This window comes from Furfurilactobacillus milii (assembly GCF_009863985.1).
GTDB lineage: Bacteria > Bacillota > Bacilli > Lactobacillales > Lactobacillaceae > Furfurilactobacillus > Furfurilactobacillus milii_A.
The window spans coordinates 1-15,347 of sequence record NZ_WEZT01000035.1 but is presented as its reverse complement, the minus strand read 5'-3'; the positions used below and the strand labels follow the sequence as shown (position 1 = coordinate 15,347).

At 44.7% G+C, this 15,347-nt stretch carries 16 protein-coding genes; 7 read left to right on the top strand and 9 right to left on the bottom strand.

Going from position 1 to position 15,347, the window contains the following annotated elements:
* Nucleotides 1–186 precede the first annotated feature (186 nt).
* The 8 genes from GB992_RS10895 to GB992_RS10860 all read right to left on the bottom strand — a co-directional run bounded on the left by GB992_RS10895 (nucleotide 187) and on the right by GB992_RS10860 (nucleotide 8,576).
* Nucleotides 187–1,545: an amino acid permease gene (locus GB992_RS10895; protein WP_161002459.1), complete on the bottom strand. Its 1,359-nt coding sequence runs from the start codon at nucleotides 1,543–1,545 to the stop codon at nucleotides 187–189.
* Between the two features lie 12 nt (nucleotides 1,546–1,557).
* The gene (locus GB992_RS10890; RefSeq protein ID WP_161002458.1) at nucleotides 1,558–1,977 is read right to left on the bottom strand and encodes a hypothetical protein; all 420 of its coding nucleotides are present in this window, start codon (nucleotides 1,975–1,977) and stop codon (nucleotides 1,558–1,560) included.
* Nucleotides 1,978–2,351: 374 nt separating this feature from the next.
* The gene (gene manA, locus GB992_RS10885; RefSeq protein ID WP_161002457.1) at nucleotides 2,352–3,317 is read right to left on the bottom strand and encodes a mannose-6-phosphate isomerase, class I; all 966 of its coding nucleotides are present in this window, start codon (nucleotides 3,315–3,317) and stop codon (nucleotides 2,352–2,354) included.
* 92 nt (nucleotides 3,318–3,409) lie between these two features.
* A complete protein-coding gene (locus GB992_RS10880; protein WP_161002456.1) occupies nucleotides 3,410–4,417 on the bottom strand; it encodes a serine hydrolase domain-containing protein in 1,008 nt (335 codons plus the stop codon).
* Nucleotides 4,418–5,037: 620 nt separating this feature from the next.
* Nucleotides 5,038–5,718, bottom strand: a complete 681-nt coding sequence (locus tag GB992_RS10875) for an ABC transporter permease (protein WP_161002455.1) — start codon at nucleotides 5,716–5,718, stop codon at nucleotides 5,038–5,040.
* A gap of 1 nt (nucleotide 5,719) precedes the next feature.
* The gene (locus GB992_RS10870; protein WP_161002454.1) at nucleotides 5,720–6,658 is read right to left on the bottom strand and encodes an osmoprotectant ABC transporter substrate-binding protein; all 939 of its coding nucleotides are present in this window, start codon (nucleotides 6,656–6,658) and stop codon (nucleotides 5,720–5,722) included.
* The gene (locus GB992_RS10865) at nucleotides 6,658–7,302 is read right to left on the bottom strand and encodes an ABC transporter permease (RefSeq protein WP_161002460.1); all 645 of its coding nucleotides are present in this window, start codon (nucleotides 7,300–7,302) and stop codon (nucleotides 6,658–6,660) included. Before GB992_RS10865 ends, GB992_RS10870 begins: the two co-directional genes overlap by 1 nt.
* Nucleotides 7,303–7,304: 2 nt before the next feature.
* Entirely contained in the window at nucleotides 7,305–8,576 is a 1,272-nt protein-coding gene (locus GB992_RS10860) for a betaine/proline/choline family ABC transporter ATP-binding protein (RefSeq protein ID WP_162855692.1), read from the bottom strand.
* A gap of 138 nt (nucleotides 8,577–8,714) precedes the next feature.
* Between GB992_RS10860 and GB992_RS10855 the strand changes: the two genes are divergently transcribed.
* The gene (locus tag GB992_RS10855; protein ID WP_161002452.1) at nucleotides 8,715–8,921 is read left to right on the top strand and encodes a hypothetical protein; all 207 of its coding nucleotides are present in this window, start codon (nucleotides 8,715–8,717) and stop codon (nucleotides 8,919–8,921) included.
* Between the two features lie 90 nt (nucleotides 8,922–9,011).
* Nucleotides 9,012–9,995 carry a LacI family DNA-binding transcriptional regulator gene (locus GB992_RS10850; protein WP_161002451.1) on the top strand — a complete coding sequence of 328 codons (984 nt, stop codon included), beginning with the start codon at nucleotides 9,012–9,014 and terminating at the stop codon, nucleotides 9,993–9,995.
* Between the two features lie 244 nt (nucleotides 9,996–10,239).
* Here the strand turns inward: GB992_RS10850 and GB992_RS10845 are convergent, their stop codons facing one another.
* The gene (locus GB992_RS10845; protein WP_161002450.1) at nucleotides 10,240–11,250 is read right to left on the bottom strand and encodes a zinc-dependent alcohol dehydrogenase family protein; all 1,011 of its coding nucleotides are present in this window, start codon (nucleotides 11,248–11,250) and stop codon (nucleotides 10,240–10,242) included.
* A 543-nt stretch (nucleotides 11,251–11,793) separates the two neighbouring features.
* On the opposite strand from GB992_RS10845, the gene scrK reads away from it, so the two are divergent.
* The 5 genes from scrK (at nucleotide 11,794) to GB992_RS10820 (ending at nucleotide 15,244) form a co-directional block, all read left to right on the top strand.
* Nucleotides 11,794–12,666 carry a fructokinase ScrK gene (scrK, locus tag GB992_RS10840; RefSeq protein ID WP_161002449.1) on the top strand — a complete coding sequence of 291 codons (873 nt, stop codon included), beginning with the start codon at nucleotides 11,794–11,796 and terminating at the stop codon, nucleotides 12,664–12,666.
* A 40-nt stretch (nucleotides 12,667–12,706) separates the two neighbouring features.
* Nucleotides 12,707–13,480: a DUF6198 family protein gene (locus GB992_RS10835; RefSeq protein WP_161002448.1), complete on the top strand. Its 774-nt coding sequence runs from the start codon at nucleotides 12,707–12,709 to the stop codon at nucleotides 13,478–13,480.
* Between the two features lie 33 nt (nucleotides 13,481–13,513).
* Complete coding sequence (locus GB992_RS10830) at nucleotides 13,514–13,906, top strand: VOC family protein (protein WP_161002447.1); 393 nt, start codon at nucleotides 13,514–13,516, stop codon at nucleotides 13,904–13,906.
* A 229-nt stretch (nucleotides 13,907–14,135) separates the two neighbouring features.
* Nucleotides 14,136–14,960, top strand: coding sequence for an undecaprenyl-diphosphate phosphatase (locus GB992_RS10825; RefSeq protein ID WP_161002446.1), 825 nt, complete (start codon nucleotides 14,136–14,138; stop codon nucleotides 14,958–14,960).
* A 35-nt stretch (nucleotides 14,961–14,995) separates the two neighbouring features.
* Nucleotides 14,996–15,244, top strand: coding sequence for a hypothetical protein (locus GB992_RS10820; protein WP_161002445.1), 249 nt, complete (start codon nucleotides 14,996–14,998; stop codon nucleotides 15,242–15,244).
* Nucleotides 15,245–15,347: the final 103 nt, after the last annotated feature.

Here is a 15,347-nt window from a genome sequence, read left to right as displayed (position 1 = left end):
AAGATCAGCTCCTAAAAGATGGGTTTGTGGTAAACACCATTTTAAAGGAAGCTGATCTTTTTTGTCCGAACAGCGTTCGGATTAATTTTACAATCTACCGTAACGTGATTTGTGATCCTTTAATTGAACAAATGCCATGTTGATTTCCTCCCATTCATAAACCGGTATTGTTGATTAAATTGCGTGCTATTTCGTCCGTTGAATAATGTCCGTCTTTGTTCGTTTGATGACAAACAGCAAAACCAGCCAACCGCCGACAACGAAGACTGACACAATTGTTAACGCATTAAATAACATCACAATAACAACAAATGCCAAAAAGCCCAGTACAAAATAGTCACTTACAGGTGTTAAGGGCGTCAAAAACGTCCCGTCACCGACACCTACCTTCTGCCGGTATCGTAAATGAGCCACAATAATCATGACCCAAACAAACAAGAAACAAGTAGTCGACATCGTTGCTAAAATCGTAAAGATTTGGTTTGGAATGATGCCATTTAAAATCAACGCAATCATGATAATACCTGCTGAAAACGTCAGCGCGTTGCCAGGCACCTGCGTCTTAGATAAACGGCCCAGCTTAGCAATTCCTCGACCATGATAGCGATTCGTCAAGGTATAAAGCATCCGGCCAGTCGAAAATAGCGCACTGTTACAAGCCGATGCTGCCGCAGTGATAACCACAAAATTAATAATGCTGGCAGCGGCCGGTATTCTAGCAGCGGCAAATACTTGAACAAACGGACTTTGGTTCGCATTAGCCACCGTCCACGGAATGATCGTCATGATAATGAATAGTGCACCGACGTAAAACAAAATGATTCTTACTGGCAGTTCATTGATTGCCTTGGGGAGAATCTTCCGAGGGTCTTTCGTTTCGGCAGCGGTGAGACCGATTAATTCAATGCCGGCAAAACTGAAGACGACCATTGGCAACGCGGTCACAAAGCCACGCCAGCCGTTTGGCATCAGCCCACCATGACTGACCAGATTCTGCAAACCAACGACCCCGTTAGCCGTTTTGACATGCATGACAATCATGACCGTACCAATGATAATCAATAGAATGATGGCCGCCACCTTAATCAACGCAAACCAAAATTCCGTTTCACCGAACAACCGAACTGTGATTAGGTTCAGCCCCAGCAAAACCAGTAGCAATACGAGCCCTGGTAACCATTGAGGCAGCGAAGGCCACCAGAATCGAAAGTAAAGCCCAACAGCAGTCAGTTCGACCATCGCCGTCACTAGCCAACATAGCCAGTATGTCCACCCAGCAATAAAGCCAGCCGTCTCTCCTAAATACTGGCGAATAAAATCGACAAATGAATTAAATCGTTCATCAGAAAGAAGCACTTCGCCTAGCGCACGCATGATGATAAACGTGACTACCCCCGTTAACATATAACTCAGGAGAATTGACGGTCCCGCCAAGTGGATGGCACGGCCAGATCCTAAGAACAGGCCAGTGCCGATGGTGCCACCAATTGCAATCAACTGAATTTGGCGATTGCGCAGATTACGCGCCAGTTGTTGTTGTGCCATACAGATGCCCCCTTACTGTGAGCCTGCCGACCACGGTGCCCGTTGGAACAAAGCTAATGCTGCCGGTCCGTCTAAATGCTGCGTTTGATAAATAAACGCATCGTCTTGCAATCGATTATATAAATCTAAGTCCGTCTCACGCAGATGAATCATATCTGTGACATTAATCTCAAACGGTGAAAAAGACCCATCATCATTAATGATTGTCAGAAAAATGCTATGGTGACCGACAGCCGCCAGCATCGCGGAAATATTATTCTGCAGTCCCTTCAGGAATTGCTGCTCAGCAGGGGCCACGTCATCGTCAATTACAACGCCGGCGAGCTGATGCTGATATTGCGCCGCGACGTCATCTGTTAACGTGTCATGTTCCACGAGCTGCTTCATTCGTTCATACATCATCATAAGTTGATTAAGTGCCGAACTTGGCATAATTGTCACCTTCTTGTCCCTTTGTCAGTCTCACTGAACCTGCTTAAATATCAGATTCACTATGTAGCCTACGCATTTTCAAAAATGACAGCCATCAATGATAACTACATTTTCAATGCAAACATTAATTTCTTTATTTCAATTGGTAAGTTCGATTGATTTAATTTAGTTCACGTCACTAATCACCAAAACCGCTGTTTTTCGAATATGTTTGCTTGGCAAAATTAGCTTTTACGTTTGACTGATGAATACACAAAAAGACCTGCTACATGTTAGTAACAGGTCTGGTTGACTTCTTAACTGTTCAATTAATGCCGCTTCCGAATGTCAATATCGACATCCCCACAACGTTTACGGTGACAGCAATTGTGACACTAAGCTTTAGCGCCGGGTTCGCTGGCAATGATTTGTACATCACCTTTAACGGTCCATTCTTTGATGCCAAATGGAATAATGAAGTGCATTCCCTTAACCAGGGTATATGGCTGCTCACCGGGGACAATCAGTTCACCACGGCCATCAAGTACAGATGCCAAGGTATAAGGCGCCTTGCCGCGACTAAAGTGGGCTTCCCCACCGTTTGTCCGCCATTCATAAACCGCAAAGAATTCAGAGGCAACAAACTTTGTGATTGTGGCCTTGCCTACTGTTGTTTTTGTAATATCAAGCTTTGGATCAACATGCGGTACCGTGGTCACATCGATACTTTGTTGCTTGTGTAATGGTCGTTTGCGACCCTTAGCGTCCGTCCGATCCCAATCGTAAACACGGTATGTTGTGTCCGAACTTTGCTGTGTTTCAAGCACCATGATCCCAGCGCCAAGCGCATGGATCGTGCCACTAGGAACATAGAAGAAATCGCCGGCCTTCACTGGTACCGTGCGAAACAACTTGTCCCACTGGTCATTATTGATCCAGTCAGCGAGTTGTTCACGAGTTTGTGCATGGTGCCCGTAATAAAGTTTGGCACCTGGTTCTGCGGCAATCACGTACCAACACTCAGTTTTACCAAGTTCATGCTCATGTTCTTCCGCGTAAGCGTCGTCTGGGTGAACTTGCACTGACAGATCCTCGTGCGCATCCAAAATTTTTGTCAATAATGGGAACACATCACCCTTAGCGTTGCCAAACACTTCGCGATGCTGAGCCCAAATCGTGTCCAATGATTCACCTTTGAATTCACCATTTACAACCGTTGCGGGACCATGTGGATGAGCGGAAATGGCCCACGCTTCACCGGTGTGGTCCGTTGGAATATCATAGTTAAAGCGATCGTGAAGACCAGTGCCACCCCAAATTTTTTCATGGAACACTGGAATCATAAACATTGGTTCAGTCATCAAACACACCCCTAATTGTAATTAATTTGGATTTAACCCACAGTTGGGCTTATACACTTCTTTCAGTTTAGCACAGTATGTCGGTCGTTATTTTAACCACCAGCAACTTCGTCTAAAAAGGTCCGGTATAGCGACGGTCGCCACTCAATAAAGCGGTGATTTTTTTGGCTTGGATGCACTCGATTTGTCAATAACACTAGCCCCTGTTTCGTAACCCGATCCAAAATGATGATGGTGCCAGTAAATCCCGTGTGAAAACTGACCAAATGTGTGTTATCCGAACTCGCTAATAAATTCCACCCTAATGAACGGCCTAAGTCGTGCGATGGTGTTTGATCTGTCCGCAACAAGTCACGCGTCTTGGCAGTCAAAACGTCGTCACGATCACTTAAAAACCACTGGGCAAAAGTTGTCATATCAGCTAATGATGCAAACAACCCAGCAGATCCGCAATGCTTACCTAAAATAGCGGCTTTCGGATCATGAACACGTCCGCGAATCAGCCCCTGTTGAGTCAATTCGGTTGGCACACTGTTTGACGGATCCGGTGTAAATGTCGCCGCACTCATTTTCAGCGGTTTCAAAACGTGTTCCTCAATAATCTGTTGCACTGGTTGATGATAAACGGCTTCCAACACATACCCGATAAAAATCAGACCAATATCGGTATAATGTTCGCGCTGTTCAAACGTGTCACCAACTGGTAGCTGTAGCAACGCTCGTTTAAGCTGATCAGCTGGCAACTCATTGCGATGCGGAATGTATCCCGCAATCGCCGATATATGTGTCAGCAGATCTCGTAACGAAACGCGGTTATCATGCCATTCAGGAACGAACTGGGCCAATTTATCATCGACACTAAGCTGACCTTGCTCAACTAATTGTAATAATGCCGTCGTGGTACCAACTACCTTAGTCAACGAGGCCAAATCGTACAGTATCCCCGGTTTTAACGGTTCATGTTCAGGCCACCACTGGGCATCACCCTTCACCTTTTGGCACACTTCTGAGCCATCGATCAACGCGTAACTGACCCCGGGTACAATCTGATCATCCAGCAAGTCCTGAATTACACGTTGTGTTTGTTTATAATCACGCATTTACTGTCACCTTTTTCAATAAAAGGCGCTGTCGTCAACTACTTCAGTGAACAACAACGCCTAGCACTCAATTTAAAGAACAATCCTCATAAACTGAAAATCCTGAATAGATCATGATGTTTAGCATCCGTTACACTGACCGGAAACGCCGTTCCATGGGACCGGGTTCAACCCGCACAAAACGCGGTTTTCACCCTTGATTATGAGCCGTCAAACCACGTCTCATAAGTCATCCCGCAACACTAAGCGGCCAAATTCTCGCCGCCAAGTGTTGCCGACACAGAACTCTGTTTCCAGTCAGCTCCACTACTACAAGAGTTAAAATTCTACAAATTTTCATTTACATATTTTGCACGTAAACCCGTCACTTTGTTAGCTGGAGGGCGTCAACATTGATACCGAGCCGTGAAAGTTGTGTTAATTCAAATGGCTCTCTCGAATTTACACAACGGACTGTCGTGAAGACTCGGCTTTTCACGAGGCTTTACGGCGAGGTGAAAGACCGTGAACTGCGGGATCGAACCGGTCCCACGGCGAGTGTATCAATGTTGACAACCGTAAGCGTAATGCACGCTCATTAAAGTAATGGCGCGCCTAATTATTGAGGTTACGAATACTGTCTATTCTTCTGCACCCTGCGCATGATTGCGACGTGCCGAAGGATCAAATAACTTTTGTAGCCAACCCAACACTGCGTCGGAAACAATGGCCATTAAGGCGGTTGGTAACGCGCCCGCTAAAATGATTGCACCACCATTTGTGGCATTCGTGCCCCTGATAATGATATCACCAAGACCACCAGCGCCAACAAACGAACCAATGGCAGTAATCCCGATTGCCAACACTAAAGCGTTTCGAATGCCTGCCATAATAACAGACAATGAAAGCGGCAGTTCAATGTAACGTAGCACTTCAAGACGGGTCATTCCCATCCCTTTGCCGGCATCCAGAACATCTGGATTAACGTTTAACATCCCGGTATACGTGTTTTTGATAATTGGCAATAACGCATACAAAAACACCGTCACGATAACGGTATTTACGCCAAGACCAAGGCCAAGCATCAACACCGACAGCATTGCCAGTGACGGAATTGTTTGAATAACATTGGCAATTCCGATTACCCAGCCACTCAAATGACGGTTGCGGGCAATCAAGATGCCAATCGGAATGCCAACGATTGCAGCAAACAACACACCATAAATCGAAATAAGGAAGTGTCGGTTAAACTGACTCAAAACATATAAGCCATTATGCTGAAAATAATACAGTAATTGTTGCCATATATTTAGCTGACTCATATTACCGACCCCCTTCAAAATAATTATGTTGATGCAAGTAACGTTGGGCAACCGTCGCAGGTTCCTCAAGATTATTATCCACTTCGTAATTCAACTTCTGCATCGTGTTCAAACTAATTTTGCCGCTCAGTTTACGCAGTGTCTTTTTCAGTTGAGGATACTTCTTCAAGGCAGCATCGTTGGCCACAACGCTACAGTTATAGGGCGGGAAGAAATTCTTATTGTCCTTTAAAACCTTTAAGTTATAACTCTTAATTCGCCCATCTGTAGAATAGCCTAGCACAGCATCCATCCGGCCTTGTGACAGTGCTTCATAAACCAAACCAATCTGCATGGGATACAAATCGCCAAACGAGAACCCATAAGTCCGTTTGAAATCGGCGTAACCGTCGCCATGACGATTCTCCCAAATCGGATCGATCCCCACTTTCATCTGACTAGCGTGTGACTTTAGGTCGCTAACTGTATTCACATGATTCTTTTTGGCATAATCTTTCGTCACCATCCACGCATAAGTATCCGCAAATCCATAGCTCGGGAAGTACGTCATGTGATAATGCTTTTTAAAGTATTGGTGAACGTAAGCATCCGTTTGGGCCTGCGTGCGAGAGCGGTCAATCTTTTTACCCATGATCGACTCTAAATCCGTTCCCGTATAACGCACCGCAGATAAATCCGCGTCATTACGCTTTTGCGCGTTGAAGGTAACATTACCTGAACCTAAATTGGAAACGATCGTTGCTTTATAATTCGTGTCATGCTCAATCAGATCCTTTAACATTTCTGCCATGATCTGTGATTCCGTCGTCGACATGGAAGCAATCCGAACGGTTCCTGTTGACGAGTTGTTGAGACCAGGAAAACCACAGCCACTCAAAAGCATCACACCGGCTAGTGCAACAATGACCAATGACCAAACTTTTCGTTGTAAATGTCGCATTAGCTTTGACCCCCTTCATCGCCGATAACCCGCGGTGTCAGAGCCTTTTCTAGCAGACCCAACAAATAATCCACAACTAGCGCCAAAATAATAACGGGAATTGAACCACCAAGAATCAGGTCACCCCGGTACAAGTTCAAACCGTTGAAGATAAAGTCCCCAAGGCCGCCTGCACCGATATAGGAAGCTAACGTTGCCCATGCAATGACGTAAGTGCCTGACAAACGGACACCGGCCATAATCACCGGTGCTGCCAGCGGTAACTCAACCATTCGAATGGACTCAAGTTCGCTCATGCCCATCCCCTTAGCGGCGTCTAAGACGCTGGGATTCACATCTTCTAATCCTAAGTACGTATTTCTTAAAATCGGTAACAACGAATAGATAAATAACGCAATAATAGCTGGTTTAGCGCCAATACCAAACAGTGGAATCATCAATGCTAGTAGGGCCATCGCTGGGACCGTTTGTAAGACACTGGCTAACCCAATAACAATCCCGGCAATCTTTTTAAATCGTGTCAACAAAACGCCAAGCGGAATCGCCACGATTACGCCAAGAAACAAGGAAATTCCTGAAATATACAAGTGCTGCCACGTTTTGAAGATTAATTGGCCACCAAAATTTTGTAGGAAGGTGATCATCATTAATCACCCACCTTTGTCTCATCAGATGTTGCTGTACTAGCAGATTCCGCACTGGCTTGCTGGCTTTGAGAAGACTCAGCTGTTTGACTCGTGGCACTTTCAGCGCTCGGTTGAGTCATCCCCGTCGTCTCCTGATCATCATTGCCTGTACTATCCAACTTATCATCGACAAACAATGCGTCATACACGATGTCCACCAACGCGGCACGCGTCACGATACCGACCAGCTTGCCATCGTCGTCCACAACAGGCACGTTTTTGTAACCGTGCTTCAAGATACGATCCACGGTATCACGAATGACCGCATTCTCATTTACATAGAAAATGCGTTCGTTAAAAATATCCCCCAACTGTTTGGTTGGTGAGTAGTTGTCGTTTAGGGTCTCAATATCAACGAAGCCGCGCAAATGATTCTCTTTATCCGTCACCAGTAGCGTATCAACTCGCCGATCGTGCATTAGCTTCAATGCCTGCACCAAAGTGGCCGATGAAACCATCGCAACCGGTGTTTTTAACATCACCTGGCCAACAGTGGTGATACTTGGCTTAGCCTGAATAAGGCGTTCACGGCCAATCAGCTCTTCAACGAAGTCGTTAGCCGGGTGTCGTAAAATTTCTTCCGGCGTAGCCACCTGAACCATTTTCCCGTGGGACATCACCACAATGCGTGTTGCCAACTTTAAGGCTTCATCCATGTCATGAGTGACGAACACAAAGGTCTTGCCAGACTGTTGCTGCAAATTTTTCACGAGGTCTTGCAACATTTCACGGGTCACGGGGTCCAGTGCACTAAAGGCTTCATCCATCAGGATAATATCCTGATCCGCGGCCAGTGCACGGGCCACACCGATTCTTTGTTGCTGACCACCGGACAATTCAGCCGGATAACGGTCTAGGAAACTGTCTGGCAGTTCAACCATCTCAATCATTTCTTTAGCGCGTTGATTACGTTTGTCCTCAGGCCATTTCAAGAGGCGGGGCACCAACGTAATGTTGTCACGAATCGTCATGTGTGGCAGCAAACCAATATTTTGGATTACATAGCCAATCCGACGCCGCAATTGGACCGGATTCATTTTAGAAATATCCTGTCCCTCAATTTGAATCGTACCGGACGTTTGGTTTAACATTCGGTTAATCATTCTCATAGTCGTTGTTTTGCCGGATCCAGAAGTCCCGATAAAACAGATAAACTCGCCTTTTTCAATTTCCAAGTTAAAATCTTCAACGGCGACCTTATTACCGGAGTATGTCTTGTTTAAGTGGCTCATCGATAAGAACACGGTTATTCACCCTTTTTCTCTAGTTTTACAAATTTACTTGCCTAAATTCATTAATTAATTGATGTTACTTACCACCCTAACGTGTTCAGCGTGTAAAATGCAAGAAAAGAGGAAGGATTGGTCAGTTTGTCTCAACAAGAACTTCGTCAACATCTGGACGGCATTCAACGACTCTTGGTCATTGCTGCAGTTTTAGCCTTAGGGTTGTTGGTTGTCCGAATGTTTATTATCAACACGTTTATTATCATTGCCTTCTGGGCATGTGCTATCTATGTGCTAGTTTTATTTGGCCTGTGGCTGTGGTTAGAATGGCAATTGTTGTTACACCACTAATCCGGCTTATTGAAAATAAACGAATATGCTAAAATTAGTTTAATCATTCACAATGATGAGTATCTTTTGTTGCAAACGGAGGAAGTTAACATGGCAAAACACGTAACGTTAGCAGATGTTGCCAAACGTGTCGGGATGGCACCGTCAACGGTTTCTCGCGCCCTGAGGGATAGTCCCCGCGTGACACCTGCCACACGGGCACGAATTCATCAAATTGCAGAAGACATGAACTTTCAGCCAAATACGTTGGCGCAAAGTATTCGTAATCAACAAACGGACACGATCGGTATCATTGTCAGTAATATTCTTAATCCCTACTTCACGGAGCTTCTTCGCGGTATCGGCGACGAATTGGCCCTGTCTGGTAAACGCATGGTGTTGTTTAATACAGATGAACAAGCTGCAAAAGAAACGCGTTTTTTGAATGCGCTAACCGGTCAGATGGTTGACGGTTTAATTATTGCCAGTACTGGTGGGATTGATAACTACGATAAGCTAACGCAAACCACACCCACTGTTTTCGTGGACCGAGTGCCCAATGCAGATAGCATTCATCACTATGATGCTGTGTTAACAGATAATCCGGCCGCCGCTCGTGATCTGACTCAGCGCTTGATTGACGCCGGTGGCAAACGGATTGGTTTTATTGGTAGTCAGGTCGCGTTTTCAGCAATCGAGCGTCTCAATGGTTACCAACAAGCGCTCACGGATAATGGTTTGCCAGCCAAACGTAACCTCACCCGTCAAACGGACTATACGCCTGCTGCCACGGCTAAAGCGCTCAACGAACTCCTACAACAGGAAAAAATCGATAGCCTGATAGTTGCTGACAGTGTTATCCTCAGCCAAGTCATGAAATTGCTCAAGCAACAGGGAAAACTTGCTACTTTTAAGTTGGGCACATTTGACTACCTCAGTTGGTTTGATTACCTCGATGTGGATCTGGTTGCCGTCCAACAGTCGACGTATGCCATTGGTCACGCCGCTGTAACAACTTTGCTCAACCGAATTGCGACACCGACTGCGCCAATTACGACCCAACGGTTACCAGTCACGTTACACCAAAACTTTTAGTGTTCGATTGTTGAAGTTGGTCTCGGACTGGAACCATCATTAACGGGCCAAGGAAAAGGCAAGCCACAAATGGTGGTCAGTATCCATTTGTAGAAATGCAATTAACCTTAAACGCAGATTCGGATCATCGCTAATTAAATAGATTCTGTAGCAAGTAAAAGCACGCGTTCCCTCACTAAAAAGTGAGGAGAACGCGTGCTTTTTGCATACAACAAAAATTTGATTCCGGGAAAATATTGCTTAACTATTTAACACTTTCGCTAACGTTGACGATGGCTTTGTTGACTTTGTGATCAAACTTGCCACCAAGAAAATCAGCAACTTGGTCAAACGTTAATTCATCTGAAATTAATGATTCAACTAATTCCTGATGACCTGCCAAAAATGCCAGTGAATCTTCAAAAGCGTATGGGTTGATGAAGGAACCTTTAATTGTCAGTTCTTTTTGGAAAATGTCATAAGAGTTCAGTGCGAAAGTTTGATCTGGGTTAGCAACCCCAAACATCAAGACCTGACCACCCTTACCTGCAGCGTCAACCGCGGCAGCTTGAGTCGCAGGTGCGCCAACAACTTCAACGACCACGTCATAACCAGAAGGAACAGTTTCGGTGCCGTTGTTATAAACGTTCTCAGCACCCAAACGTTTCATCAGGTCACGTTTTTGATCATTGTGACCACTAACGTCAACATGCGTCACACCCAATGACTTAATCATCGCTGTAAACAGTTGGGCGATAAAACCATCACCAATAATTAACACATGTTGGGCAGGATCTAAATCCAGTAATTTCACCCCATGCACAGCACAACTAACTGGTTCGGTTAAAGCAGCCGCTTTAAAAGACAGTTCATCAGGAATTGGGTAAACGACAGATTCTGGGGCAGTAACAAACTCCGCAAGTCCACCATTCCGTGTTACACCAACGGCTGACAAGTTCTCACACAATTGAGGACGGCCTTCACGACAGTAACGACAATGACCACAGTAAATGTTGGGGTCAATTGTCACCCGATCGCCAACTTTAATTGTCGTGACGTCAGCACCAACTTCGACCACTTGACCTGAATTCTCATGACCTAAAACGATTGGTGGCGTTGCTTGAGCTGAACCTGGGAGCCCTTGGTAAAGATGCGTATCCGTGCCACAGATGCCCGCATATTTCATTTGGATTTTTACTTCATTGGCTGGAACCTTGGGTGCGTCGATATCACGCACGTTCATATCTTTTAAGCCTTCAAGAACAAGTGCCTTCATTTCATAAACCCCGTTTCTGATTTGTATGTGAATTTCATAACATTCGTTATTGTAAAAATTCTCCGGTCATGAAACAACCCACTTTTAAAGCAAATTAGGCCAAATTGACCCCAGTTGTCAGCCTTGCCTAGGCAGTGTCTTCACCTGTTTCGGGCCTGTTACTTCAATGTTTTGCTCACCTTCATTGCGTTTAAAACAAACGTTTGTCTCTATCGTTTTTAACTTGACTACATGAAAACGATTAACCATTTTCATACTGATTTTTCGCCTTTCAAAGACAAACGTTTGTCTCGGTGCTTTGACCGTTCTTCGGCTTTCACAGCTGCCTAATTGATTTCCTTTACCCCCTTTAAAAGCCCATCACAACGGGAGTATAACAATCAACATGGTTAGTGATTAAGTTAACAATATCCTCAAATAAAGATTGTTCTCCTTTCTGTGTGTGGCTATGATTAGACATTGTAATCGCTTACAAGTTTTAAATTAATCATTCACATTTTTATTTCAACTACATTTACTGAGTATCAGAAAGGAAGCATCACTATGTTATTAGGTAGCGTTGAAGCAGGCGGTACTAAATTTGTTTGTGCCGTTGGTGACGAAAATTACCGAACGAAGGATATTGTTAGTTTCCCCACAACCACGCCGGCGGAAACCCTCCAAAAGACGATTGACTACTTTCGTCAATTCGATATTAAAGCACTATCGGTGGCCTCATTTGGTCCAATTCAACTACGCCGTAACGATCCCAAGTACGGTTACATCACCAATACACCTAAGCCTAATTGGGCAGATACAGACTTCATTGGCACATTAAAAAAAGCCTTTGACATTCCCATGTTTTGGACAACTGACGTCAATGGTTCAGCTTATGGTGAGTATGTTATGTCGACGCTAACCAATGAACGAATCAACTCGTTGGTTTACTACACCATTGGTACTGGTGTTGGCGCTGGCGCCATTATTGATGGCGACTTTCTTGGTGAAATGGGCCATCCAGAAATGGGCCATGTGCGTCTCAAACGTCACCCTGATGACCTCGATTTCAAAGGTATTTGCCCATTTCACGGCGACTGTCTTGAAGGTTTAGTCGCTGGGCCAACGTTTGAAGCTCGGACTGGCAAACCTGGCAAGGAAGTCCCATTAACTGACCATGTCTGGGACATCATGGCATATTACGTTGCCCAAGCAGCATTGCAGGTCACGCTAATTATGAGACCCGGCAAAATCATTTTTGGTGGCGGCGTGGTCAGCGAGACATTTTTAAAGAAAGTTCGCCAACAGTTCAGTGAACTTCTGAACGACTACGTTAATGTTGGTAATCTTGACGATTACATCGCCATGCCTGCCATTAAACATAACGGCTCAGCGACACTGGGTAACTTTGCATTAGCATTGCGAGAACTACAAGCATAACGCGTTTCTTTGGTCCTATATTAAGTGAGGAGTTTTCAACATGACGACACAATCAAACAATGGCCGTACCATTTCCATGGGATCTGCAATCGGCCTTTTCATTCTTTCATTGGTAATTAACTCGGCGGAAAATGTCTTAACCTTGGTCACGTCGTCAAAGATTCACCCATCTTTTCTTGGTTCCGCGTATTGGACGGCTGCTGAGGCGAATTTAGGGACTGCCATTCACTGGAATCTATTCTGGGCATTCCTTATCTTTGGAATGTTGACCACTGTCTTAAACGCCATTTTAGTGGGCAAATGGGAATGGCGTCGGGCTCTCGGCAACTTGATTTTTATGGTGCCCTTCTCAGCCTTGATTCAACTATTTGCGGATTTCTTTAACGGTGTTTATCCACAATTATTTGCTGGCCTCCCGCAGGCCCATGGCATTTGGATGATTAGCTTTTACGTCATTTTAAATTTTCTTGGCGTTGCACTCATCGCTATCGCAATTTCAATTTACCAACGCGTCAACCTCGTTTTGCATCCAGCAGATGATTTAATGCAGATTCTTCGTTTCAAATATTGTCGTGGTAACGCCAACCTAGCAATGTGGGCTTCTTACATTCCACCGACCATCATGGCCATCATTGCGTTTGCCATCACCCGCGACTTCACTAATTTTGGGATTGGCACCCTGTTTGCCTTCGTCTTCCAAGGCGGCATCACGGGAATTGCGGACCGTGTTGTGTTCCCTAACTTAAAGCATCAAGCCCTGGATGTTGGCCATGCAGAAAACGCCACACCATCCCCGAAACAAACGAATGCTTAATCAAAAGTCACTCAAACTTGAAAGGATATCATTATGAAAATCACAGATTTTATCGACGACGTTCAACACGTGGGTATTCCAACAACAGATTTATCTAAGTCCATTGCTTTTTGGGAATCACTCGGTTTTACTAAACGGGGCCAATTCAAGAATGGCGACGGTCAAGTTGCTTTCATGACGCTTAACCACCTCACTATTGAAACTTGGACAGCTGATGAAACGCCAATGAAGCCTGGTGCAATCAATCATATTTCCCCAAATACTAGCAACGCGGATGAAGCATTCATTGCCGCTAAAGACGCCGGTTTCACAATGATTGACCACGAAGTTCAATCACTGCCCTTCTGGGACCACGGAATTAAATACTTTAATATCCAGGGACCTAATGGTGAAATTGTAGAATTTTGCCAAATTGTTACTGCTTAAAAACAGCATCACAAAAAGTTGAATATAAAAACACAAAAAAGTTTGCCAATTTAAAAAGGCAAACTTTTTTGTTACCTACTGTGTTATCCCGACCTTTACCAAACGTTTACATAGTCAATATAAACCCGACATTAAGTCATTACATTGCTCCGTTATACTGTGGCTAAAAGTTAATTGGCCTCATCCATCACCTGCCAATCAACTAACTACAAAAAGCGGGGGAACCAACGTGTTAGATATCATCAAAGCAGCTATTTTAGGCATTATTGAAGGCATTACCGAATTTTTACCGGTCAGCTCAACTGGTCACCTTATCTTAGCCGACCAGTTTATTAAGTTCCACCAGTCCACCGCATTCATTAATATGTTCAACGTCACCATTCAACTTGGCGCAATTCTCGCCGTTGTGATCATCTATTTCCATAAGTTGAACCCCTTTTCCCCTCGTAAAACGTTGGCCGAAAGACAAGCCACTTGGCAAATTTGGGGGAAGGTCATCTTTGCCGTTCTACCATCCGTAGTCGTTGGCCTATTACTTAATGATTGGATGGACGCTCACTTAATGAACTGGATTGTTGTCGCCATCACACTAATTCTGTACGGTATTTTATTTATCCTCGTGGAAAACCACAATGCCGCACTGACGCCCACCATTTCAACTGTTCCGCAAATTTCTTATCGCGTTGCCTTTCTAATTGGCTGTTTTCAACTCTTATCCCTCGTACCGGGAACTTCACGCTCTGGCGCAACGATTCTTGGCGGTATTTTTCTTGGCGCCTCACGCTTGGCGTCCACTGAGTTTTCCTTTTTTCTCGCCATTCCAACCATGTTTGGCGCCACACTGCTCAAACTGCTTAAGTTTTTCATGCATGGTGGCACACTCGCCGGCGAGGAAGGCCTAATCCTGCTAACTGGCGTTGTTGTATCTTTTGTCACCGCCTATATTGCGATCAAGGCGTTGCTCGATTACGTCAAAACAAACAATTTCAAACCGTTTGGCTGGTACCGAATTATCTTAGGAATCATCGTTATTCTTTATTTTCTAATCGCCTAATCTGCTAACTATTAATCATGACATGGAGGATTATCATGTTGAAAACGATGGCCTTAAAACTTGTCTACCAAATTCCGTTTGGTGCCGGTGTCTTCTTCTTTTTGTGGGGCCTATTGGCTGGTCTTGATGCCTTACTTCTATCGCCCGTCCACATTCAATTTGCGATTCACCTGGGTACGATTGGTTGGTTGCTGATGGTGCTGGGGTGGGCGCTACGTGCGATCCACCATTTGTGGCAGCATAGCTCAAGGCAACAACATCAGCACCTCAGTGGTCAATTATAATTACAACGGCAAATTCTATAATTAATCCGAACAGAAATTAAAAAGCCCAAAGCAATCACTTACAATGGTAGTAGCTAATTCCAACCAATATAGGGAGTGATTA

What these genes read in the sequence shown, in the direction of transcription:
- GB992_RS10865 (WP_161002460.1), bottom strand. Translation starts at nt 7,302, where the DNA reads ATGATCACCTTCCTACAAAATTTTGGTGGCCAATTAATCTTCAAAACG.
- GB992_RS10835 (WP_161002448.1), top strand. Translation starts at nt 12,707, where the DNA reads ATGACGACACAATCAAACAATGGCCGTACCATTTCCATGGGATCTGCA.
- GB992_RS10860 (WP_162855692.1), bottom strand. Translation starts at nt 8,576, where the DNA reads ATGAGCCACTTAAACAAGACATACTCCGGTAATAAGGTCGCCGTTGAA.
- GB992_RS10830 (WP_161002447.1), top strand. Translation starts at nt 13,514, where the DNA reads ATGAAAATCACAGATTTTATCGACGACGTTCAACACGTGGGTATTCCA.
- GB992_RS10875 (WP_161002455.1), bottom strand. Translation starts at nt 5,718, where the DNA reads ATGAGTCAGCTAAATATATGGCAACAATTACTGTATTATTTTCAGCAT.
- GB992_RS10870 (WP_161002454.1), bottom strand. Translation starts at nt 6,658, where the DNA reads ATGCGACATTTACAACGAAAAGTTTGGTCATTGGTCATTGTTGCACTA.
- GB992_RS10880 (WP_161002456.1), bottom strand. Translation starts at nt 4,417, where the DNA reads ATGCGTGATTATAAACAAACACAACGTGTAATTCAGGACTTGCTGGAT.
- GB992_RS10845 (WP_161002450.1), bottom strand. Translation starts at nt 11,250, where the DNA reads ATGAAGGCACTTGTTCTTGAAGGCTTAAAAGATATGAACGTGCGTGAT.
- scrK (WP_161002449.1), top strand. Translation starts at nt 11,794, where the DNA reads ATGTTATTAGGTAGCGTTGAAGCAGGCGGTACTAAATTTGTTTGTGCC.
- GB992_RS10820 (WP_161002445.1), top strand. Translation starts at nt 14,996, where the DNA reads ATGTTGAAAACGATGGCCTTAAAACTTGTCTACCAAATTCCGTTTGGT.
- GB992_RS10850 (WP_161002451.1), top strand. Translation starts at nt 9,012, where the DNA reads ATGGCAAAACACGTAACGTTAGCAGATGTTGCCAAACGTGTCGGGATG.
- manA (WP_161002457.1), bottom strand. Translation starts at nt 3,317, where the DNA reads ATGACTGAACCAATGTTTATGATTCCAGTGTTCCATGAAAAAATTTGG.
- GB992_RS10890 (WP_161002458.1), bottom strand. Translation starts at nt 1,977, where the DNA reads ATGCCAAGTTCGGCACTTAATCAACTTATGATGATGTATGAACGAATG.
- GB992_RS10895 (WP_161002459.1), bottom strand. Translation starts at nt 1,545, where the DNA reads ATGGCACAACAACAACTGGCGCGTAATCTGCGCAATCGCCAAATTCAG.